Source organism: Streptomyces sp. NRRL S-244, assembly GCF_000717915.1.
Classification (GTDB): domain Bacteria; phylum Actinomycetota; class Actinomycetes; order Streptomycetales; family Streptomycetaceae; genus Streptomyces.
Map to the genome: position 1 here is coordinate 61,841 of NZ_JOCX01000020.1, position 22,214 is coordinate 84,054.

Annotated in this window: 17 protein-coding genes and 3 pseudogenes; 12 read left to right on the forward strand and 8 right to left on the reverse strand. The window is 73.9% G+C overall.

Annotated elements, in window-relative coordinates; all coding sequences use genetic code 11:
• Positions 1-131 precede the first annotated feature (131 nt).
• A complete protein-coding gene (locus IF02_RS0123260; protein WP_030159945.1) occupies positions 132-1,145 on the reverse strand; it encodes a LacI family DNA-binding transcriptional regulator in 1,014 nt (337 codons plus the stop codon).
• A gap of 334 nt (positions 1,146-1,479) precedes the next feature.
• Between IF02_RS0123260 and IF02_RS0123265 the strand changes: the two genes are divergently transcribed.
• From IF02_RS0123265 to IF02_RS0123275, 3 genes are all read left to right on the forward strand, one after another.
• Entirely contained in the window at positions 1,480-2,766 is a 1,287-nt protein-coding gene (locus IF02_RS0123265) for an MFS transporter (RefSeq protein ID WP_030159947.1), read from the forward strand.
• A 126-nt stretch (positions 2,767-2,892) separates the two neighbouring features.
• Positions 2,893-3,600 carry an alpha/beta fold hydrolase gene (locus IF02_RS0123270; protein WP_030159949.1) on the forward strand — a complete coding sequence of 236 codons (708 nt, stop codon included), beginning with the start codon at positions 2,893-2,895 and terminating at the stop codon, positions 3,598-3,600.
• Between the two features lie 58 nt (positions 3,601-3,658).
• A complete protein-coding gene (locus IF02_RS0123275; RefSeq protein ID WP_078622270.1) occupies positions 3,659-5,149 on the forward strand; it encodes an amidase in 1,491 nt (496 codons plus the stop codon).
• Between the two features lie 53 nt (positions 5,150-5,202).
• On the opposite strand, the gene IF02_RS0123280 is transcribed toward IF02_RS0123275, so the two are convergent.
• Positions 5,203-7,122: a tetratricopeptide repeat protein gene (locus IF02_RS0123280; RefSeq protein WP_051696476.1), complete on the reverse strand. Its 1,920-nt coding sequence runs from the start codon at positions 7,120-7,122 to the stop codon at positions 5,203-5,205.
• A gap of 89 nt (positions 7,123-7,211) precedes the next feature.
• Between IF02_RS0123280 and IF02_RS0123285 the strand changes: the two are divergent.
• Positions 7,212-7,847 (forward strand): annotated as a pseudogene (locus tag IF02_RS0123285) (MFS transporter); the annotation flags it as partial.
• 4 nt (positions 7,848-7,851) lie between these two features.
• Here IF02_RS0123285 and IF02_RS0123290 read toward each other — a convergent pair.
• Positions 7,852-8,493, reverse strand: a complete 642-nt coding sequence (locus IF02_RS0123290; protein ID WP_030159956.1) for a DUF5701 family protein — start codon at positions 8,491-8,493, stop codon at positions 7,852-7,854.
• Between the two features lie 306 nt (positions 8,494-8,799).
• On the opposite strand from IF02_RS0123290, the gene IF02_RS0123295 reads away from it, so the two are divergent.
• The 3 genes from IF02_RS0123295 (at position 8,800) to IF02_RS0123305 (ending at position 13,488) form a co-directional block, all read left to right on the forward strand.
• Positions 8,800-10,308: an FAD-dependent monooxygenase gene (locus IF02_RS0123295; RefSeq protein ID WP_030159958.1), complete on the forward strand. Its 1,509-nt coding sequence runs from the start codon at positions 8,800-8,802 to the stop codon at positions 10,306-10,308.
• Positions 10,309-10,519: 211 nt separating this feature from the next.
• Positions 10,520-12,571, forward strand: coding sequence for a DUF11 domain-containing protein (locus IF02_RS0123300; RefSeq protein ID WP_030159960.1), 2,052 nt, complete (start codon positions 10,520-10,522; stop codon positions 12,569-12,571).
• A gap of 149 nt (positions 12,572-12,720) precedes the next feature.
• Positions 12,721-13,488: a PIG-L deacetylase family protein gene (locus IF02_RS0123305; RefSeq protein WP_037836962.1), complete on the forward strand. Its 768-nt coding sequence runs from the start codon at positions 12,721-12,723 to the stop codon at positions 13,486-13,488.
• Positions 13,489-13,517: 29 nt separating this feature from the next.
• Here the strand turns inward: IF02_RS0123305 and IF02_RS0123310 are convergent, their stop codons facing one another.
• Both IF02_RS0123310 and IF02_RS35660 read right to left on the reverse strand, forming a co-directional pair.
• Positions 13,518-14,075, reverse strand: coding sequence for a pyridoxamine 5'-phosphate oxidase family protein (locus IF02_RS0123310; protein ID WP_030159964.1), 558 nt, complete (start codon positions 14,073-14,075; stop codon positions 13,518-13,520).
• Between the two features lie 93 nt (positions 14,076-14,168).
• Positions 14,169-14,306, reverse strand: a pseudogene (locus tag IF02_RS35660) (alkene reductase); the annotation flags it as partial.
• Positions 14,307-14,467: 161 nt separating this feature from the next.
• On the opposite strand from IF02_RS35660, the gene IF02_RS0123315 reads away from it, so the two are divergent.
• Complete coding sequence (locus IF02_RS0123315; protein WP_030159966.1) at positions 14,468-14,932, forward strand: type II toxin-antitoxin system PemK/MazF family toxin; 465 nt, start codon at positions 14,468-14,470, stop codon at positions 14,930-14,932.
• Positions 14,933-14,972: 40 nt separating this feature from the next.
• Here the strand turns inward: IF02_RS0123315 and IF02_RS0123320 are convergent, their stop codons facing one another.
• Complete coding sequence (locus tag IF02_RS0123320; protein ID WP_030159968.1) at positions 14,973-15,815, reverse strand: TIGR02452 family protein; 843 nt, start codon at positions 15,813-15,815, stop codon at positions 14,973-14,975.
• A gap of 134 nt (positions 15,816-15,949) precedes the next feature.
• Between IF02_RS0123320 and egtA the strand changes: the two genes are divergently transcribed.
• The 4 genes from egtA to egtD are packed head-to-tail and all read left to right on the forward strand — an operon-like array spanning position 15,950 to position 20,473.
• Positions 15,950-17,311: an ergothioneine biosynthesis glutamate--cysteine ligase EgtA gene (gene egtA / locus IF02_RS0123325; protein ID WP_030159970.1), complete on the forward strand. Its 1,362-nt coding sequence runs from the start codon at positions 15,950-15,952 to the stop codon at positions 17,309-17,311.
• On the forward strand, positions 17,308-18,660 hold the full coding sequence (gene egtB, locus IF02_RS0123330) for an ergothioneine biosynthesis protein EgtB (protein WP_030159973.1): 1,353 nt from the start codon (positions 17,308-17,310) through the stop codon (positions 18,658-18,660). Before egtA ends, egtB begins: the two co-directional genes overlap by 4 nt.
• Positions 18,660-19,418, forward strand: coding sequence for an ergothioneine biosynthesis protein EgtC (egtC, locus tag IF02_RS0123335; RefSeq protein ID WP_030159975.1), 759 nt, complete (start codon positions 18,660-18,662; stop codon positions 19,416-19,418). The genes egtB and egtC overlap by 1 nt, the downstream gene beginning before the upstream one ends.
• Positions 19,415-20,473 carry an L-histidine N(alpha)-methyltransferase gene (egtD, locus tag IF02_RS0123340; protein WP_078622271.1) on the forward strand — a complete coding sequence of 353 codons (1,059 nt, stop codon included), beginning with the start codon at positions 19,415-19,417 and terminating at the stop codon, positions 20,471-20,473. The genes egtC and egtD overlap by 4 nt, the downstream gene beginning before the upstream one ends.
• Positions 20,474-20,664: 191 nt before the next feature.
• On the opposite strand, the pseudogene IF02_RS0123345 reads toward egtD, so the two are convergent.
• Both IF02_RS0123345 and IF02_RS0123350 read right to left on the reverse strand, forming a co-directional pair.
• A pseudogene (locus IF02_RS0123345) lies at positions 20,665-21,240 on the reverse strand (lysophospholipid acyltransferase family protein); the annotation flags it as partial.
• Positions 21,237-22,091 carry a GNAT family N-acetyltransferase gene (locus IF02_RS0123350; RefSeq protein WP_030159981.1) on the reverse strand — a complete coding sequence of 285 codons (855 nt, stop codon included), beginning with the start codon at positions 22,089-22,091 and terminating at the stop codon, positions 21,237-21,239. The gene IF02_RS0123350 and the pseudogene IF02_RS0123345, both read right to left, overlap by 4 nt.
• Positions 22,092-22,214: the final 123 nt, after the last annotated feature.

Sequence of the window (22,214 nt, forward strand, 5' to 3'; positions counted from 1 at the left end):
TCACCGGCTGTCAACGGCCCTCTGCCGGCCAACGACCGACCGTCGCCGGGCGGGCCGGTCGTCAGGCGGGCCGGCCGTCGCGGGCCGGGGCCGGTCGTCAGCGGGGGCCGGCCGTCAGCCCGGGCCGGTCGTCAGGTCGACTCGCGCCGGATGGCCACGGCGGAGATCAGGTCGTGCCGCTGCGTGATCTCGCCGGGCTCGCGCACCGCCCGGTCCACCAGCTCGGCCAGGTGGTCCCCGGTCGGCAGCTCGATCTGCACCGTGCTCAGCCGGGGCCGCAGCAGCCTGCCGATGAGCAGGTCGTCGGCGCCGATGACCGCGACGTCCTCGGGGACCCGCAGCCCCTCGTCCAGCAGGGCGCGCATCAGCAGCATCGCGTACTCGTCGTTGTACGCGAACACCGCGTCCAGGCCGAGCGAGCGCCAGCGGGCGGCGAGCGCGGCGGCCGACTCCTCCGAGTAGGCCATCGCCAGCGGCTCGACCTCGGCGCCCGCCACCGAGCGGGCGCCCTCCAGCCGGGGGGTGGAGAAGAGCTCCATCCCCTCCTCCTCCGGTACGACCACGCCGATCCGCCGGTGGCCCCGCTCCACGAGGTGGGCGACGGCCCGGGCGCCGACCTCGCTCTGGTCCATGACCAGGGCGTGCGCCCCGGGGACCCCGACCGGGCCCATCGTTATCACCGCGCGGGCGCCGGCCCGTTTGAGCGTGGCCACGTTGTGGGCGGAGAGGGTGATCTCGCCGAGCGAGATCACCGCGACCGGGCGCAGCTCGGCCCAGGCACGGGCGGCCTCGTCGCCGCTGAGGCCGAGGCTGCCGTACTGGACCACCGTGTAGTCGAGGCGGCGCAGCGACCACTGGAGCTCGTTGAGGAAGGCGCTGTAGAGCGGTCCGATCGGCACGTGCGAGGTGGGCAGCAGCACGATGCGGGTATGGCCGGCGCGCAGGCTGCGGGCCGCGGCGTGCGGCACGTACCCGAGCTCCTCGGCGGCCCGGCGGACCTTGCGGCGGGTCGGCTCGCTGATGCGTACGGCTTCGGCGTTGTTGAGGACGTAGCTGACGGTCGCGCGCGACACGCCGGCGAGACGGGCCACGTCGGCGCTGGTCGGCACGGGGGCCGGCTGCGGCGGTTTCGATGACTGTGACATTGCCGTGGCATCTTTCCAGACCGATTGCGCCCGGGGGCTAGCGGATGGCCGGAAACGAATGCTACACAGTGGTTACACGATTCATTGACACGTGTAACCCGGGGTGTCACATCCCGTTCCCCGGGGGCGCCGCAGCACGTGTCCGACCGTGTCCCGCCGTGCCGCCGCCCTGTCGTGTTCCGACGCACCCCCGCCGCCGCGACAGGGCGGCGCGCACCCTCCCCGTGCCCCTCCCTGCACTGCTTCCCCACACCTCCCGACGCCCCCTCCCGTACCCCCCACCTCAGCTTCACCCCACCCTCATCCGCACGAAGAACCCGCCCAGGAGGGCACCGTGGCCCTTTCCTCCTCCGGCACCGGTACCACCGGAGCCACCCCCGACGACGCGTCCGCCGCACCCGCCACACCCGCCGCCACCAGCGCCCCGCGCACTCCGGGACGCGGCCTGTTCCCGTTGCTGCTCGTCGGGAACAGCGCGATGTACGCGCTCTACATCGGCGTCGCCGGCGTCCTGCTCGCCCTCCAGGTCGAGGACGTCGACCCGGCGAACAAGGTCTCCAACTTCGGCCTGATCGCGGGGGTCTCGGCGATCTTCGCCACGATCTTCAACCCCGTCGCCGGCGCCCTCTCCGACCGCAGCGGACGGCGCAATCCCTGGATCCTGGGCGGCGGACTCGCCGCCGTACCGGCGATGCTCCTGCTCGGCGCCGCCGACACGATCCTGCTGATCACGATCGCCTGGTGCCTCGGCCAGGCCGTCATGAACGTCTACCAGGCCGCCATCACCTCCGTGGTCCCCGACCGGGTCCCGAAGTCCGCCCGCGGCAAGGCCTCCGCGGCCGTCGGACTCGGCCTGCCCTTCGGCTCCACCCTCGGCGCGCTGATCGGCGCCGCGTTCTCGGAGGACTACCGCACCGGGTACCTCGTCTTCGGCGCGATCGTGGCGGGCGCCGCGGTCCTGTTCACGGCCTGCACCCGCGAGGAACGGCTCCCGGCGCGCGCCCCGCTGCCGGTCAGGGAGCAGCTCGCCGCGTTCACCGGCGCCCTGCGCGACCACGACTTCCGCTGGGCCTTCATCGGGCGGGCGCTGCTCGTGCTGGGGTACTTCGCGGTCAGCGGGTACCAGCTGTACATCCTCCAGGACCACACCGTGCTGCCCGACGGCATGAAGCCGGAGGCGGCGGTGGCGGTGCTGATGCCGCTGACGAGCGTCGCGATGGTGCTCTCCACGGTCCTCGGCGGGTACCTCTCCGACCGGCTCGACCGCCGCAAGCTGTTCGTCGGCGCCTCCGCCCTGCTGTCGGCCGTCGCGCTCGTGATCCCGGCCGTGTCGGACAGCTGGGCCGCCATGCTGGCCTTCGCGGCCGTCAACGGGCTCGCGTTCGGCTCGTACATGGCCGTGGACACGGCGCTCGTGACGATGGTGCTCCCGAAGGCGGAGGACGCGGCCCGCGACATGGGCGTGCTCAACATCGCGAACGCGGGGCCGCAGATCATCGCACCGTTCGTCGCCTCGGTGATCGTCTCGCTGAGCGGCGGCTACACCGCGCTGTTCGTCGCCGCGGCGGTCCTGGCGGTGGCGGGCGCGCTGGCGGTGAAGCCGATCCGCGGTGTGCGGTGAGGGCGGCGCACCGGCGCCGCGTTCGGTACCCGCGTTCCCGCCGACTCCTGTTCCTCTGTCACCACTGCTGATTCCCCTGTCACCACTGCTGATTCCTCTGCCACCACCGCCGAGAAAGGCATCACCGTGCAGCTGCACACCCACACCTGGGGCGAGGGCGACCGCGTCGCGCTCCTGATCCACGGCATGATGGCCGACCACCGGACCTGGCGCCGGGTGGGTCCCGCACTCGCCGAGCGCGGCTACCGCGTCATCGCCGTGGACCTGCGGGGCCACGGCGCCAGCGGGCGGGGCGAGTACCGCCCGGAGCTCTTCGCGCAGGACGTGGTCGAGACCCTACCCGCCGGCGCCGACCTCGCCATCGGCCACTCGCTGGGCGGGCTGACCCTCTCGCTGGCCGTGGACCGGCTGAAGCCGAAGCGGGCGGTGTTCTCCGACCCGGCCTGGTACCTGGCCGGCCCGGCCGAGGGGATGGGTCCGGAGCTGTTCGCTCAGTTCAAGTCCGCGCCCAAGGAGCAGATCCGGGCGATGAACCCGCGCTGGGAGGAGGCGGACATCGACGTGGAGCTCGAGACCCTGGCCGTCTGGGACGAGGCGACGGCGCTCGGCCTCTCCGCGCTGTTCGGTAAGGACGACCTGCTGCCGGCGGCGCCGGTGGTCCCCTCGCTCGTCCAGCTCGCCGACCCGAGCTTCCTCATCTCCCCGGAGCGGGCCGCGCTGCTGGAGGAGCGCGGTTTCGAGGTACGGACCGTCGCCGGCGCCGGACACACCATCCACCGGGACGACTTCGACGGGTTCATGGCCTCGCTGGAGGGCTGGATCCAGCCGCTCTAGCCACCCTAGGGCCCTCCCCGTTACCTTCGGTCCTACCGAGCGGTAACGGGGAGGTCCGATGTCGGTGCCGTCGTCAGCTACGAAGTCTTCAACTGTCCCTTCCGGCTCTTCCGGCTCTTCCGGCTCTTCTACCCCTTGCGCCCCTTCCGTCTCCGCCGGTCTGGTGGACACGGCGCGGGCGCTCGCCGAAGGGGCCGTCTCCGCCCGCCGGTTGGCCGAGGAGGCGCTGGAGCGGATCGCCGCCGCGCAGCCCGTCCTCAACGCCTTCCGGATCGTGCGCGCCGAGGCCGCCCTCGCCGAGGCGGACGCGGCGGACCGGCGCCTGGCCGCCGGTGAGCGGCTCCCGCTGCTCGGCGTACCGGTAGCCGTCAAGGACGACATGGACGTGGCCGGGGAGCCGACCGCGTTCGGGTGCGCCGGGGAGTTCCCGCCGAAGACCGCCGACAGCGAGGCCGTACGCAGGCTGCGCGCGGCCGGCGCGGTCGTCATCGGCAAGACCCAGACTCCGGAGCTGGGGCAGTGGCCGTTCACCGAGGGCCCTGCCTTCGGCGAGACCCGCAATCCGTGGAACCCGGCCTACACGCCCGGCGGTTCCTCCGGCGGCTCGGCGGCCGCCGTGGCCGCGGGGCTGGTCCCGGCGGCGCTGGGGTCCGACGGGGCCGGGTCCGTACGGATCCCCGCGGCCTGGACCCACCTGGTCGGCGTCAAGCCGCAGCGCGGACGCATCTCCACCTGGCCGGAGCCGGAGTCGTTCCACGGGCTGACCGTCAACGGAGTGCTGGCCCGCAGCGTCGGCGACGCGGCGCTCCTGCTCGACGCCGCGAGCGGCCCGCACGCCGGGGACCGGCACCACCCGGCCCCCGTCTCCGCGGTCGAGGCGACCCTTCGCACGCCACGCCGGCTGCGCATCGCCCTGTCGTTCGGGATGGCCTTCACGGCGACGCCGAAGTCCCTTGATCCGGAGGTCCGTTCGGCGGTGGAGCGGCTGGCGGGCCGGCTGGAGGCCCTGGGCCACGAGGTGGTCCCGGAGGATCCGCGCTACGGACAGATCGGCCTGACCTTCGTCCCCCGCGCGACCGGGGGCGTACGGGACTGGGCGTCCCGGGTGCCGGATCCCGGGCTGCTGGACCCGCGCACGCACGAGGCGATGCGCACGGGCCGGATCCTGGGCGGGCTGCCGCTGCGGGCGTCCCGCCGGGCGGAGACCCTGCTGCGGCGGCGGGTCGGGGAGATCTTCGGCCGGTTCGACGTGGTCCTGACCCCGACGACGGCCACTCCCCCGCTGCGGATCGGAGCCCTGGCGGGGCTCGGGGCGATGGCCACGGACCGGGCGATGATCGCGGCGTGCCCGTACGCATGGACGTGGAACGTCCTGGGCTGGCCGGGCGTGAACATCCCGGCGGGCTTCACCACCGAGGGCCTCCCCCTGGGGGCCCAGCTCCTGGGCCCGGCCGATTCGGAACCCCTCCTCCTCTCCCTGGCGGCCCAGGCGGAAGCAGCCGAAGCCTTGCCGAACCACTGGCCGACCGGGCCCGTCGGCGGCTGGTGAGCCGGCCGGACGGGCAGCCCCGCCCGGTCGGCGCCGCACCTACGCGCTGCGGCTCAGCGGGTGCGGCCGAAGAGCCGGCTCAGGAGGGACCGGGGCTTCGAGGCGTCCTGCGGCGCTGCGGCACGGGACTGCCGTGCTTCCAGTTCGGCCGTGATGGCGGCGCCGCGTTCCGCCTCGTCCTCCGGGGACCGGGCGTCGAACTCCACCGCCGCCGACAGCATCTTCCCGGCCAGGTCGAGGAAGGTCTTGTCCAGCCACGGGCAGGCGAGTACGAGTCGGCACAGCGAGGCCAGACTCGTGGCGTCGCGCTCCCGCCAGGCCTTGCCGACCGCCATCATGCGGTCGACGAGGCGTACCCCGACGTCCTCACGGGCTGACGGGTCCGACCAGGCCGTGGCGAGGAGCGCGAAGCCGGCCGCCTCGTTGGTCCAGTCCTCGGGGCCGAAGAGCAGGTCGAGGAGGAGGGCCCTGCGGCGGGAGTCCTCCCAGGGCTCGTCCGCCCGGTGGTGGGCCAGCCCCAGGCAGGCGAAGACCTGTACGGCACGGACCCACATCTCGGGCTGCCGGCCCAGCAGGTACGCCCCTTGCCCGTCCTCCCGGGGAAGCGGCGGGTGTACGCAGACGGCGAGCAGGTCCGCGGGGTCCAGACCCGAGAGCCGGACGGCGTGGTCGTACGCGGCGACCGGCGCCGGCCAGGCCAGGGCGGTGATTTCGCGTACGAGTTCCGCGGACGCGGCGGAGGGCGGATCGAGGGCGGGACGGGCGTCGAGCCCCTCGGGGCCGTCGAACCGCCACAGCGGTGTGCCGACCTCGTACTGCGGAACCCGGGGGTCGGGCGCGGCCACCGACTGGTAGTCGATCTTCGAGTTCGGGAAGCCCATGCGTACGGCGAGCCGTGTGCTGGGGGCTTCGAGAGCGGAGCTGAGCAGCTCGATCTCGTGGTCGCGGGCGCTCTCGGGGTTGGCGAGCATCTGGTGCAGCACGTTGACGCTCGCTTCCGACGCGGAGTGCACGTGCCCGAGCCACGGCTCGTCCTCGCACAGCTCCGCCAGGAGGGCGGCGGCGTAGCCGTGTTCGGGGTGGGAGCGCAGATGGTCGGAGAGGGCCAGCAGGTGCGCCGTACCTCCGTCGACGGCGTGGCGCAGGGCGAATGCCGCGGGCAGGGCCTTGGGGTGCTCCGGTTCGACGGCGAGGGCTCGGTCGAGCCAGGCGAGGCCCTCGGCGGGGCGGCCGCCGTGCCGGTGGAGCTCGGCCACGTCCACGTACAGGTCCACGTCCGAGGGGTCGCGGGCGATCTCCGCCTCCCAGACGGCCAGGGCCTCGTCCGGGCGTCCGGCGGCGCGCAGGGCGCCGCCGAGGACGACCGCCTGCCAGTGGCCGGGTTCGAGGCTGCGGGCGTGCTCTGCCCATGCGACGGCCTCGGCCGTGTCGCCGAAGCGGCGGGCCAGGGTGGAGGCCATGGTGTGCAGCAGCGAGTGCCCGGGATGGGCGGTCACACAGGCCCGGACCAGGGCGTAGAACGGCCCGACACCATCGCGGAGCTGCGGCGGCAGCGGCTCGGGCAGGGTACGGACGAGTACGGCGACGGCCTGCGTGACGGCGTCCGGCGGAACCCGGCCGGGCAGGGCGGGATCGGCCAGCCAGGCGACGTCGGCCCAGGGGCGCTCGGGATCGGCGCCGATCACGGAGGCGAGCGCCGGGAGGGCGGAGTCCCATTGGCCTGCGGCGGCGTGGAGCTGGGCGATGCAGGCGACCGTGCCGAGGTAGGGCTCGTCCGTGGAGAACAGCTCCAGCGCGGCGGCGTTGCCGCCGGCGGCCACGGCGAGCTCGGCGAGGGCCTCGTACGCGTCGGGAAGTTGGGGGGCGACGGTCAGGGCGTTCCCGAGATGCACCGCCGCGTGCCGCAGGTCGCCGCTGCCGATGGCGAGCCGCGCGACCGCGACCTCCCCCTCGGCTTCGAGCCGCTCGTCCATGTACCCGTCTCCCCCACCCTGGTAGTCGCCCCGACCGTATCCGCCACCCGGCCGCCCCCCTCCACGGGGTCACCCGAACCCCGAAAACCCCACCCATCACGAGCCCCGACCAGCTCGCCCGCGTCACCGGAATGCGGTCCCTGTCGATGCGCCTCAGCCAGATCGCGGGCCCACCGATCGGCGGCCTGGCCATGGGGCTCGGAGGCGTGGCGGCCGCCTTCACCGTCGCCGGCCTGTTCTTCGCGCTATCGCTGCCGCTCCTGCTGACGCTGCGGATACGGATGGGGGCCGTCGGAGGGCGTACCGAGGAGCAGTCGGCGCCCGGCACCGCACGGAAGGACCTGATCGACGGCCTGCGCTACATCCGCCGCCACCGCCTCATCGGCCCGCTCGTCGCCGCCGGCGCCATCTGCGAACTCGGCCTCACCGGCATCCTCGGCGTCGGCATGGTGCTCCTCAACGCCGAGCGCGGCTGGGGGCCTTCCGGCTACGGCTGGATCGTCAGCGGCTTCGGTGCGGGGGCCGCGACGAGCGCCGCGCTGCTCGCGATGGCCGGCTGGCTGCGCTACCCGTTGATCGGCGCGGCCATGGGGGCCTGGGGCGCGGCGCCGGTGTTCGCCGGCTGCGGCGCCTTCGCCGGCCTGGGCGGGATCGTCGTCCTGGCTTCCGACCCGGTCCGCCGCGCCGAGCTGCCCCGGCAGCAGCGGACCGGGCTCGCCGTATAGGAGGTCAGGCTGTGCGACCCGCCGCCGAGGCGAAGCCGAGCCAGGTGTGGCGGTTGCCCCACCAGCACCAGCCGACCTTCGGGGCGTTGCGCCGCTCGCGGCCGTCCCGCCCCGTGCCGTTGCTGATCCAGATCGCCGGGGTACGGGCGTCCAGGGCGCCGTTCGCCTTGCGCAGCCGGGAGCCGATGGTCATGAAGCAGCGGTTGCGTTCCAGGGCGGCCGGCTGCTGGAGCACCCAGTGGATGCCCTCGGTGAGCAGCAGCGGTGTGCGCTCCTCCTTCGTGAGGGCCGGCAGTGCCTCCTCCGGGCTCCAATTGGCCATGTGGTCGCCGCGATCGAGGCCGGTGACGACGTAGAGCGGGGCGTCGGGCAGCTCGACGGCGTTGAGCGGGGCGAAGCCGTCGACGTCGGGCATGTCGGTGACGACGAAGCCGGGCTTGCCGTCGCGGCGGAGCAGCGGCGCGAGGGCGGAGGCGGGGGCGCGGTCCGGATGGACGGCGAGCAGGGCGTCGTCGCCGTGCCCGCCGCCGGCGTCCTCCGCGGAAGCGAAGGCGCGCAGCTCATCGGCGGGAATCCCCGCGCGCTCGTGCACCCCGAGCTCGATCAGGCGCTCGGCCTGGGCGGCGAGCGGCGGGAGGGAGGGCATGGCGGGGCCGGACGAGGTCTCGGGTACGGGCACGGTACTCCTGGCGTTCGCGGTTCAGAGCAGCGGACCCCGGACCAACGAGGCGGCCCGGCGGAACGTTCCCGCTGTGCGCGAAGCCACCGAGCGGCGGACAAAAAAGAAAGGCAAGGAGGTTACCCACTCCTTGCCACTCTCAACATATAGCGCACTGGGGGGCTTGCCGCAAGGCCCCCGTCATGCCGCACAATCATCGGCCGAGGCCAGGACCTGCCGAAATCAGGGATTCGAGCAGTACACCTGCCTCTGTCAACGTACCTGGGGGTTTTGATGATTGACGTGATCGTGGTCGGCGGCGGACCGACCGGCCTGATGCTGGCCGGCGAGCTGCGGCTGCACGGGGTGCGGGTGCTCGTGCTGGAGAAGGAAGCGGAGCCGACCCGTCAGTCCCGCGCCCAAGGTCTGCACGTACGCAGCATCGAGGTGATGGACCAGCGCGGCCTGCTGGAGCGGTTCCTCCCGCTCGGCCGGCAGTTCACGGTCGGCGGCTTCTTCGCCGGCCTCGGTACCTCCTGGCCGGAGCAGCTGGACACGGCGCATTCGTACGTCCTCCACATCCCGCAGGAGATCACCGAACGGCTGCTGGCCGAGCACGCCATCGAGGCCGGCGTCGAGATCCGGCGCGGCTGTGAGCTGGTCGGGCTGAGCCAGGACGACGAAGGGGTGACCGTCGAGCTGGCCGACGCCACGCGGCTGCGCGCCCGCTACGTCGTCGGCTGCGACGGCGGTCGCAGTACGGTGCGCAAGCTGCTCGGCGTCGGCTTCCCCGGCGAGCCGTCCCGGGTCGAGACGCTGCTGGGCGTGATGGAGCTGGCCGAGCCGGCGGAGACGGTGGCCGCCGTGATCGCCGAAGTCCGCAAGACCCAGCTGCGGTTCGGCGCCATGCCCATGGGGGACGGGGTCTACCGCGTCGTCGTGCCCGCCGAGGGAGTGGCCGAGGACCGTGCCACCGCGCCGACCCTCGACGAGTTCAAGCAGCAGCTGCACGCCTTCGCCGGCACCGACTTCGGCGCGCACTCGCCGCGTTGGCTCTCCCGCTTCGGCGACGCCACCCGGCTGGCCGAGCGCTACCGGGTCGACCGCGTGCTGCTGGCCGGCGACGCGGCGCACATCCACCCGCCGACCGGCGGCCAGGGTCTCAACCTCGGCGTCCAGGACGCGTTCAACCTCGGCTGGAAACTGGCCGCCGAGGTCGCCGGCTGGGCACCGGAGGGCCTGTTGGACACCTACCACGCGGAACGGCACCCGGTGGCGGCCGCCGTGCTGGACAACACCCGCGCGCAGATCCAGCTGATGTCCACCGAGCCGGGCGCCCAGTCGGTGCGCCGGCTGCTGGCGGAACTGATGGACTTCGAGGAGGTGAACCGGTACCTCATCGAGAAGATCACCGCGATCTCGGTCCGCTACGACTTCGGCGAGGGCGACCAGAACGACCAGGGCGACCAGGGCGACCGGAGCGGCCAAGGTGACCAGGGTGACCAGGGCGACCAGAGCAACCAGCGCCACGAACTGCTCGGCCGGCGGATGCGGGACGTACAGCTGAAGCGGGGCCGCCTGTACGACCTGACGCACGGCGGCCGCGGCCTGCTGCTCGACCAGACCGGCCGGCTCTCGGTGGCGGGCTGGTCGGACCGGGTCGACCACGTCGTCGACGTCAGTGACGAACTGGACGTGCCGGCGGTGCTGCTGCGGCCGGACGGCCATGTGGCGTGGGTCGGTGAGGAGCAGCACGATCTGCTCGGTCACCTGCCCAAGTGGTTCGGCGCCGCCGCCGGCTGAGCACGCGGCCCATCCCCGCGATCACCGCCGCGATCACCGCCGCGATCACAACCGCGACCACCGCCGTGATCACCTCCGCGCGCTCCCCCGCCGGGGTGGTTCCCGGGGCCCAGTGGGCGCGGTGCGGCACGGCTCGCGGGGCGCGGGCGGGCTCCCGTACGAAGCTGTGCGCTGCTCCCTGCACCCCGCGAGGCCGGAGGTTCGTACGCCCATGACCCACGCACACCTGAGACCCGCGCGGCGGCGGCGCCGCGGGCCCGGCGGGACGACCGGGGTACTGGCCGCCGCGCTCGGCCTGGCGCTCGTCCTCGCGCTGCCCGGCTCCGCGCTGGCCGCGCCCGGCGACCTGGATCCGTCGTTCGGTCCCGACGGCCGGGTGGTCACCCCGTTCCCCGGGTACGCGGAAGGCCACGACATCGCGCGGCAGGCCGACGGCAAACTGGTCGTGGCGGGGCTGAGCGAGGGCGGCTTCGCGCTCGCCCGGTACAACGCCAACGGCAGCCTCGACTCCGGCTTCGCCGGAGACGGCACGGTGACCAGCGACTTCGGCGGCGGTGCCCATACGGCCAACGCGGTGGCGATCCAGCCCTCGGACGGGAAGATCGTCGTGGCGGGCACCACCGAGGTCGTCGCGGAGGAGGGCGGCGGCTGCTGCTTCTTCTCCGTGGCCCGCTACAACACGGACGGCAGTCCGGACGCGGGCTTCGGCGAGGGCGGCCTGGTACGGGTCGAGGAGTTCGGCGGATCCGCGGACGGCGCCGACGTGGCGGTGCAGCCCGACGGCAAGATCATCGCTGCGGGCAAGGGCGGCGGCGGAGGCTTCGCGCTGGTCCGCCTCGACACCGCCGGCCACCTGGACCCGAGCCTCGGCGGCGACGGCGCGGTCGTCGCCGGTTTCACACCCGCATCGCCCCAGGACGCCGGCGGCATCGCCCGCGGTATGGCCCTCCAGCCGGACGGCAAGATCGTCTCGGTCGGGTACGTGGGCAACACCGCCTTCGACATCGGCGTGGCCCGCTACCTGCCCAACGGCACCCTCGACCCCTCCTTCAGCGGTGACGGCATGGTGACCGCCGACTTCGGCGGCACCGAGTTCGGCAACGCCGTGGCGGTGCAGCCGGACGGCAGGATCGTCGCCGCCGGAACCGGCGGTGTCGGCGTCGCCCTGCTGCGCTACAACGCCGACGGCAGCCCCGACGCCGGCTTCGGCACCGGCGGGCGCACGTCGGTCCACTTCCCCGGGGACGGCGGCGGCGCGAACGCGCTGGCGCTCCAGCCCAACGGCAAGATCGTCATCGCGGGGCAGGCCGACGACCCGAACAGCCAGGAGGCCAACGACTTCGGCCTGGCCCGCTTCACCACCAACGGCACGGTGGACACCGGCTTCGGCGGCGACGGCTTCGTGGTCACGGGCTTCCAGGACTGGGACGGCGCCCGCGGGGTGCTCGTACAGCCGGACGGCAAGATCGTCGCGGCGGGCTTCGGTGCGGGCTTCGCCTTCGCCCTCGCCCGCTACCAGGGCGGCGACGGCACGACGCCGCCGCCCCCGCCGCCGAGCGCGGACCTGTCGGTGACGCAGACCGGTACGGCCACCGTGAGCATCGGCGACCGCGCCTCGTACACGGTGACGGTCTCCAACTCCGCGGCCTCCACCGCGACCGCGACCGGCGTCACGCTGTCGGACACGCTCTCCGGAGCCGGCGTGGGCCTCACCTCGGCCGCCGCCTCGCAGGGTACGTGTACGACCACGGCGACGGGGGCCACCTGCGCCCTCGGCTCCCTGGCCCCGGGCGCGAGCGCGACGGTCACGGTGACGGGCGAGCCGCGGAGCACCGGTACGGTCACGAACACGGCCGTCGCGAGCGCGACCCAGCAGGACCCGTCGACCTCCAACAACACGGCCACGACCACCACCGCGGCGAACAACGCCCGCGGCTGCACGATCATCGGCACCACTGGCGCGGACACGCTGACGGGCGGCTACTTCGCCGACGTGATCTGCGGCCTCGGCGGCAACGACACCGTCCGCGCGAGCTACGGGAACGACACCGTCCACGGCGGCTACGGCAACGACAACCTCGACGGCGGCTTCGGCGACGACACCCTGAACGGCGGCCCGGGCAACGACATCCTGACGGGCGACTACGGCAACGACCGCCTGACCACCACCGACGGCGTCTCCGCCAACGACACCGCCAACGGCGGCCCCGGCACCGACACCTGCACCACGGACCCGGGCGACACCCGCACCAGCTGCCCCTGACCCCCTCCCCGGAGAGCCGTCGTCGCCCCACACGCCGAAGACGGCTCTCCCCCACGTGACACGCCCCCGGACACCCCCCGGGTGACGGCAGGAGGGTGCGCCGCTGACACCGCGGGTATCGGTGAAAGCACTCAGGAAGGTGGTGCCTCATGCCGATGCCGAGCGTTCTGGCCTTCTTCGCCCATCCCGACGACGAAGCCCTCTTCGCGGGCGGTGTCCTCGCCCGGCACGCTGCGGCGGGCGCCCGGACCGCGGTGGTGACCGCGACATGGACGGCAGGTACTCGGCGCGCTGCCGAACTCGCCGATGCGCTGGAGATCCTCGGCGCCGGTGCGCCCCGGCTGCTGGGCTACGCCGACGCCCGCGTCCCGTCCTCGGCGCCCGGCCGGCCACGGTTCTGCGACGCACCTCTCGACGAGGCCGTGGGGGCCGTGGTCGCCCGGATCAGGGAGTTCCGACCGGAGGTCGTCATCACCAACGACGCGTACGGGGGTCTGACGGGGCATCCGGACCACATGCACGCGCACAGGCTCGCGGTCCTGGCCGTCCACGCGGCCGGCTTCGGCCGGCTCCACCCCGAGGCCGGAGATCCCTGGCAGCCGACCGCGCTCTGGCTCGCCACCCACCCGCACTCCGCCGCCCACGCCCTCGGCGGGCATCTCCTGCGACCCGGCAGAACCGTGGACGGCGCGTACTCCGTCCCGGACGGGTTGGTCACAGCCGTCGACGTGAGCCCATGGGCCGAGCAGAAGCTGGCCGCCATTGCCGCCCACCGCAGCGAGGCGGACCGGGGAGCCGCCCCCGGCCGCATCGCCGCCCTTGCGCCCGCGGTCCAGAGGCGAGTCACGGGCACCGAGTGGTACATCCGGCACCACCTCGCCCCCACAACGGGACCGGACCCGCTGCCGACGCGCTGACGACGCGGCGCCTTCGTGATTCCCGTGGCTCAGAACGTCCAGCGGGTGTGGGTGTAGACCCCGTCGTTGCGGCCGTAGCCGTAGGCCGTGGACGGGGGGACCGCGAACACCACCACGTCGCCCTTGCGGAACGCGTCCCCGATGCCGTGGAAGGTGCCCTCGGGGGAGGTGATGTGGGGGCCGTACTTCGTCTCGTACGCCGTGATCACCTCCTCCAGCCGCGCCGGATCGGCGATCTGCTCCGCCGTGCCCTCGACCACGAGGTCGAGCCCTTCGGTGAGGGAGTTGCCCCCGGTGGTCAGCGCGCAGTGACCGTCGTGGGCGAGGTTCTTCGTCTTCTGCTCGCTCGGGCCAGTCGAGAAGTACAGCACCCCGTCGTGCCAGGCGGCGATCACGGGAGTGACGTGCTGTCGTCCGTCGGCTCGCGCCGTGGACAGCCAGAAGATCTCGGCGGTCTCCAACTGCCGCTGGGCGTCGGCCCAGTCGGTGGCGGTCACGTCCTCGGCGCCCGGGCGGGGGTTGAGGGCGGAGCTGTAGCGGGGGTCGAGCTCGGTCGTGGGCTGCTTCGCGGGTCCGTGTGCGGGCATGGCGGACCTCCTTCCTCCGCTCCCCGTAACGACCGGCCGACCAGACGGAAACCCCCGCCGCGCCCGTTTCGCCCGTCTGCCTTCGGAGCGGGATCAGTCCGTGTGCCGGTACGCCGGGTAGGTCAGGTAACCCGCGTCGCCGCCCTGGTAGAACGTGGCCTCGTCCACCGGGGCTACGGGCAGCCCGAGGCGCAGCCGCTCGACCAGGTCGGGGTTGGCGATGCAGGCGCGCCACTACGAGGAGCAGGGGCTGGTCAGCAGTACGCGGATGAGCACGGCCCGGGCGCACCGGGAATCCCTGCGCGCAGCCTCGGCCGTGTCCGCCACAGCCTGCTGAAAGTCACCGGCTGAACCGCACCGCGACGGCCGCCCGAACCACTAACCTCAGCCGCATGACGGCACTTTCCCACCACAGCTCCGACCCCATCGAGCAGCCCGGGCGCGGCGGGGCCACCGCCACCACCGAGGCCGATCCGCACGCCATCGGGCCCGTGCGCACCGAGTACGCGCCCGACAAGGACGGCGATCCGGACCCCGGCGAGATCGTGTGGACCTGGGTCCCGTACGAGGAGAACGACGGCCGAGGCAAGGACCGTCCGGTGCTGGTCGTCGCCCGGGAGGCGGGCGGGCGGACGCTGCTCGCCGTACAGCTGTCCAGCAAGCGGCACGACAACGACCGGGAGTGGGTGCCGATCGGGACCGGGCCGTGGGACGGCGCCGGGCGGGAGTCCTGGGTGGACGTGGACCGGGTGCTGCGGGTGCACGAGGACGGCATGCGGCGCGAGGCGTGCGCCCTGGACCGGGGCAGGTTCCAGCTGGTCGTGAACCGGCTCCGCGAGCGCTACGGCTGGCGCTAGGGAGTATCCGCAAAGCCCTGCCCGGCCGGCCCGGGCCGCCCTACGCCCCGAATTCGGCGAAAGCCCGTTCGAACGCCTCCCGCGGTCCCGGATCGCGGTCCAGCACCCCGAACACCACCCGCTCGAAGACCCCCGCGAAACGCCCGGCCAGAAGGGCCCGGAAGGCCTCCGCGACCTGCGCCGGGTCGTTGCGGAAGACCCCGCACCCCCACGCCCCCAGCACCAGCCGCGGGTACCCGTGCAGTGCCGCCGTCTCCAGGACGCGCTCCGCGCGCCGCGCCAGGACCGCCGGGATCTCGGCGACGCGCTCCGGCTCCTGGCGGCGGATGGTGCCCGCGTTCGGTGCCGGGGAGGTCAGGAAACCGGCCCGGAAGGGGGTGTCCAGCAGCTCGCCCCGGTCGTCGCGGAAGACGGGCACCCCGGGCGAGTGAATCACCCGGTCGGTGTAGAAGGTGCTGCGCCCCGCGCGGTGGACCTCGTAGTACTCCGGGGCCTCCAGCAGGGTCTCGTACAGGGCCGAGGCGCGGCACAGCGCCTCCTCCTGGGCCTTGGCCCCGCGGACGTATCCGCCCCCGGGATTCCGGGCCGAGGCGAAGTTCAGGACGGCCACCGAGGCCCCGGAGACCGGCCCCGGACCGTCCTCGGCGAGCCTACGGGCTGCGACCGTGCTGCTCTCCCCCGTGACCTCGACGGCCGTCTCGTACCGTCCGGCGGGAAGTGTCTCGTCTGGAATGACCTGGTTTGGCCCATATATTCTGGTTCCGGCCCTGGACTCCGCCAGGGCGGCGGCGAGGGAGACCTGCCGCCCCGACCGCGTCCGGTACCGACCGGCCGCCACGATGGTCGCGTTCTCCCGCGCGATCTCACGCAATCTGCTGCTCACACCGCAATCATCGGCAGCAGGAACCACCCGCGGCCAGAGATTTTCCGCGCGGTGGCCCGCTCCCCCCTTTTCAGGCCGACAAGGACGGGTAGGTAGGCATGGTCAAGTCGCACCCGTGGACAGGAGACCCTGCCATGCCACAGGACTCGTACACACCACAGGACTCGTACGCACCACCAGACCCGCAGGCCCAGGGCGACCCACACGCTCTCGGCGAAACCGCCGCCGAGGACCTGGTCCACGGCATCTGTTTCAAGACGGGCCCGCCCCGCACCCTCGGTGCCGAGCTCGAATGGCTCGTACTGGACGCCGAGCGGCCCGGCGAGATACTGCCGCCCGACCGGCTGACCGCCGCGCACGACGCGGCCCGCGCCCTGCCCCTGCACTCCCGGCTCACCGTCGAGCCCGGCGGCCAGCTGGAGCTCAGCTCCGCGCCCGCCCCCTCCCTCTCCGGCTGCGTGGACGGCCTTCAGGCCGACCTCACCGCCGTACGGGCCGCCCTGCGGTCCCGGGGCCTGGCCCTGCGCGGCACCGGCCGCGATCCGCGCCGGCCCCTGCGCCGCCTGCTGTACAGCCCGCGCTACGACGCGATGGAGACCTACTTCGACCGCACCGGCCCGGCCGGGCGCGCCATGATGTGTTCCTCCGCCTCCGTACAGGTCTGCGTGGACGCCGGGTACGAGGAACCCGGCCCGCTCGGGTACGGCCGGCGCTGGCGGCTGGCGCACCTGCTGGGCGCCGTGTTCGTGGCGGCCTTCGCCAACTCCCCCGCGCACGAGGGCCCGTACGCCGGCTGGCGGTGCTCCCGCCAGGGGATCTGGCACGATCTCGACGCCCGGCGCTCGCTCGCCCCGCCGCTGGACGCCGAACCCCGCAGCGGCTGGACCCGGCACGCGCTGGACACCGAGGTGATGTGCGTACGGTCGGCCGGCGACGGCCCGTGGCCGGTCCCGCGCGGCATGACCTTCCGCGACTGGCTGCGCGCCGACGGGGCCGGGGCCGGGGCCGGCAGCAACGGCGCCCCGGGCCGGGACGGCCTGCGGCCGCCCACCGCCGAGGACCTGGAGTACCACCTGACCACGCTGTTCCCGCCGGTGCGCCCGCGCGGCCACCTGGAGTTCCGGATGATCGACGCCCAGCCCGGCGACGACGGCTGGCTGGTGCCGGTGGCCGTCGTCCACGCGCTGTTCGACGATCCGGAGGCCGCCGAGAGCGCGTACCGGGTGGCGAAGGCGCTGGCCGACACCCACGGGCCCCGGCCCGCGCCGCGCAACCCGCTGTGGCAGTCCGCCGCCCGGCACGGCCTGGCCGATCCGGAGCTGCGCTCGGCCGCCGCCACCTGCTTCCGGGCCGCCGCCGAGGCGCTGCCGCGGCTCGGCGCGAGCCGGCACGTCCAGGACGTGGTCGGCGCCTTCACCGAACGCTTCACACTGCGCGGCCGCTGCCCGGCCGACGACGGATACCTGCAGCTCACCGGGACGGGGGCCCGCTCATGACCGCATCGCCTTCAGCCGACCACACTCCGACGGACCTTGCGCCCACCCGCTGGACACCCGCAGACCTGCGCGAGCGGGCCTTCGCCGCCCTGACCGCGGCCCGCACCCGTACGGCCCTGCTCACCGACGCCGTCAGCGACCGCGACCTGACCGCCCAGCACTCCCCGCTGATGTCCCCGCTCGTCTGGGACCTGGCCCACATCGGGAACCAGGAGGAGCTCTGGCTGCTGCGCAACGTGGCCGGACACGACTCCCTGCACCCCGAGATCGACCCGCTCTACGACGCGTTCCGCCACCCCCGCTCCGAGCGGCGCAAACTGCCCCTGCTGGGGCCGGCGGAGGCCCGGAGCTACACGGCCGAGGTGCGCGGCCGGGTCTTCGACCTGCTGGAGCGCACCGCGCTGGAGGGATCCGCGCTGCTGGACGACGGTTTCGCGTTCGGGATGATCGCCCAGCACGAACAGCAGCACGACGAGACCATGCTGATCACCCATCAGCTGCGCCGGGGCGAGCCGGTGCTCACCGCCCCCGATCCGGATCCCCCACAGGGCCCGCCGCCCGCGGCCGCCGAAGTCCTGGTCCCCGGCGGTCCGTTCACGATGGGCACCTCGGCCGAGCCGTGGTCGCTGGACAACGAGCGGCCCGCGCACACCCGGGACACCGGGGCGTTCTGGATCGACACGGCGCCGGTGACCAACTCCGCGTACCAGGCGTTCATCGCCGACGGCGGCTACCGGGACGACCTCTGGTGGGCCCCAGAGGGCTGGGACCAGATACACCGGAACGGGATCGAGGCGCCGCTGTTCTGGCACCGGGAGGCCGGCCAGTGGCTGCGCCGCCGCTTCGGCGTCACCGAGCCGGTGCCCGCCGACGAGCCCGTACTGCACGTCAGCTGGTACGAGGCCGACGCGTACGCCCGCTGGGCGGGGCGCCGGCTGCCCACGGAGGCGGAATGGGAGAAGGCCGCCCGGCACGACCCGGCCACCGGCCGCTCCACCCGCTACCCGTGGGGCGATGAGGACCCGACCCCGGCGCACGCCAACCTCGGCCAGCGCCATCTGCGGCCGGCCCCGGCGGGCAGCTACCCGGCCGGGGCGTCCCCGCTCGGGGTGCGCCAGCTGATCGGCGACGTGTGGGAGTGGACGGCCTCCGATTTCCTGCCGTACCCGGGGTTCCGGGCCTTCCCGTACCGCGAGTACTCGGAGGTGTTCTTCGGACCGGAGCACAAGGTGCTGCGCGGCGGCTCGTTCGCCGTGGACCCGGTGGCCTGCCGGGGCACCTTCCGCAACTGGGACCTGCCGGTGCGCCGGCAGATCTTCTCCGGGTTCCGGACCGCGAGGGATGCCTGATGTGTCGTCACATCGCCTTCATCGGCCCCGAGATACCCCTGGCACGGCTGCTGACCGAGCCCGAGCACTGCCTCGTACGGCAGTCCTGGGAGCCGCGCCGGCAGAGCCACGGCACGGTCAATGCCGACGGCTTCGGGGTCGGCTGGTACGCCGAGGGCGACCCGGCCCCCGCGCGCTACCGGCGGGCCGGGCCGATCTGGGGGGACGCCAACTTCGCCGATCTGGCCCGGGTCGTCCGTACGCGGGCCGCGCTGGCCGCCGTACGGGACGCCACCGTGTTCGGGGCGGACGGGGAGGCCGCGGCGGCGCCCTTCGCCGCCGGGCCGTGGCTGTTCAGCCACAACGGCGCGCTGCGGGACTGGCCGGACGCGGCGGCGCCGCTCGCGGCCACCCTGCCGCCCGCGGAGCTGCTGTCCCTGGCCGCGAGCACCGACTCGGCGCTGGTCTGGGCGCTGGTGCTGCACCGGCTGCAGCGGGGGGACGACCTCGGCTCGGCGCTCGCCGAGCCCGTGCGGGAGCTCGCGGCGGCAGCGCCCGGCTCCCGGCTCAACCTGCTGCTGACCGACGGCACCGGCATCGCCGCTACGGCCTGGGGCGATTCGCTCTGGTACCTGGCCGACGCGGCGGCCGAGCGCACGGTGGTGGCGTCCGAGCCGTACGACGACGATTCCCGCTGGTGCGAAGTACCCGACCGGACCCTGCTGACCGCCCGTGGCACACGGGTCGACCTGACCCCGCTGAAGGAGACCTCCCCGTGAGCGACTTCCAGTTGACCCGCACCCTCGACGAGCACTCCGCGGACACCGCGCTGCGCGCGGACGTCCTGCACGGACTGACGGTGTCCCCCAAGGTGCTGCCGCCCAAGTGGTTCTACGACGCACGGGGCAGCGAACTCTTCGAGGAGATCACCCGGTTGCCCGAGTACTACCCGACGCGCGCGGAGCGGGAGATCCTGCTGGCGCGGGCCGGGGAGATCGCCTCGGCGAGCGGGGCGCGCACGCTGGTGGAGCTGGGCTCCGGTTCCTCGGAGAAGACCCGGCACCTGATCGAGGCGATGCCCGCGCTGGACACGTACATCCCGGTGGACGTGAGCGGGAGCGCCCTGGAGGGGGCGGCGCGGACGCTGCTGGCGGAGCACCCGGGGCTGCGGGTGCACGCGCTGGTGGCCGACTTCACGAAGCCGCTGCGGCTGCCGGACGCGCCCGGGCCCCGGCTGGTGGTGTTCCTCGGCGGCACGGTCGGCAACCTGCTGCCGCCGGAGCGCGCCGTGTTCCTGGCCTCCGTACGGGCGATGCTGTCGCCCGGGGACGCCCTGCTGATGGGGACGGACCTGGTGAAGGACGAGGCCGTGCTGGTGGCCGCGTACGACGACGCGCAGGGGGTGACGGCCGAGTTCAACAAGAACGTACTGGCCGTCGTCAACCGGGAGTTGGGCGCGGATTTCCACACCGGGGACTTCGCGCACGTCGCGGTGTGGAACCGGGAGCAGGAATGGATCGAGATGCGGCTGCGGGCCCGGTCGGAGCTGGTGGTGAAGGTCCGGGCGCTGGATCTGGTGGTGCCGTTCGCGGCGGGCGAGGAGATCCTGACGGAGGTCTCCGCGAAGTTCCGCCAGGAGGGCGTACGGAAGGAACTCGCCGCGGCCGGACTGGAGTTGACTCAGTGGTGGACGGACGTGGAGGGCCGCTTCGCCCTGTCCCTGTCGGTGGCCGACGGCGAGCCCGGCTGGGCCGGTACGCCCGCGAGCAGGGAGGAAGCGGGGAGTGAGGTGAGGGGTGCGACGGGCGTGGACGCGACGGTGACGGCCGCCTGAGCCGCGGCCGCGAGCTCCCGCCGGTCCGCGTACCGGCCCGGCGGGATCCGCGGCAGCAGCCGGACCTCGGCCCGCACCCCGCGGGCCCGCGCGATCCGCCACAGGGATGCGGTCAGCGGATCGTCCCCGACGAAGGCGGGGGCCCCGGCGAGGCTCCCGTCCGGCAGCCGGTACGCGAGCCGCACGGGCTGTACGGGCACCCGGGCGTCCAGGGCGGCCTGGAAGGCGGCCCGCCGGAAGGGCCCCTGGGCGCGCCCGCACCAGGTGCTGCCCTCGGGGAAGACGGTGACGCGGTCGCCGGCCAGCAGGGCGCGGCCGATGGTCTCGACGGTGCCGGGGAGGGCGCGGATCCGGTCCCGCTCGATGAACAGGGTTCCGTTCTGCCGGGAGAGCGGGCCGAGCACCGGCCAGTGGCCGATGTCGCTCTTGGCCAGCATCCGGCAGGGCATGGCGGCGGCGACGAGCGGGATGTCGAGCCAGGAAATGTGGTTGGCGACGATCAGGCGGCCGCCCCCCGGCCCGGGGCTTCCGTGCACGGTGATCCGTATGCCGAAGGCCCGGACCAGGGCGGTCGCCCAGGCCCGCACCAGCGCTTGGCGGGGGCGGGTGGGGAGCAGCCGGACGGGCTGGAAGCCCAGGATCCCGAGGAGGATCAGGGCGACGGCGGCGGTGAGCCGGAGCACCGCACGGGCGACGCTCGCCCGCTCCCCCTCGTGGCCGGCGCAGGCCTCGGGGGTGCAGGGCGAGGTGGGCAGCCAGACGCTCATGCGCCCGGGACGAGCGAGAGGAAGTGCTTGAGGTAGCGCGGGTTGGTGCGCCGCAGGGAGAGCAGGACGTACAGGTCGGCGCAGCCGAACTCGGCGTCGAGGGCGGGCTCGCCGCAGACCCAGGCGCCCAGGCGCAGGTAGCCGCGGAGCAGCGGGGGCAGCTCCACACGGGCCGGGAAGGTGATGCCCTCGGGGTTCCAGGGCAGGTGCGGGGTGACCCGGTACTCCTCGGGGGCGAGGTTGCGGGTGAGGACGCTCTCGCGGGTGGCGGCGGCCAGGACCCCGCCGTCGGCGAGCGGTATCGAGCAGCAGCCGGCGAGCCAGTTGTGGCCGGAGCGGTCCATGTAGCGGGCGAGGCCGGCCCAGATCAGCGCGATGACGGCGCCGTTGCGGTGGTCGGGGTGGACGCAGGAGCGGCCGACCTCGACGAGGTCCGGGCGGATCGGGGCGAGGGCCGAGAGGTCGAACTCGCCCTCGGAGTAGAGGCGGCCGGCGACGGCGGCGCGCTCCGGGGGCAGCAGCCGGTAGGTGCCGACGACCTGCTCGGTCTCCTCCTCGACGACGAGGAGGTGGTCGCAGTACGCGTCGAAGGCGTCGGAGTCGAGGCCCGGCTCGGGTCCGTCGAGGCGGGCGCCGAGCTCGCCGGCGAAGACCAGGTGGCGCAGGCGCTGGGCAGCGCGTACCTCGTCCTCGTCGCGGGCGAGGCGGACGGTGTAGTGGGGGGTGGCGGGGAGGGCCGCGGGTGCCGCGACGGGTGCGGCCGCGGGGACGGCCGCGGGGGTGAGGAGGGGGGGGACGGCCGGGGTCACGGTGGGGGGAAGGGTGGACGGGGACAGGGGGGCGATGGTCATGGCGGCTCCTGATCCGGGCACGGGAGCCAGGCCGGCAGGTGGTGCGGCCTGGCTCCTTTACTTCTTCCGTGACCGGCTGGATTCGACATGACCGCTCAGCGGCACTTGGATGTGCGAACGCTG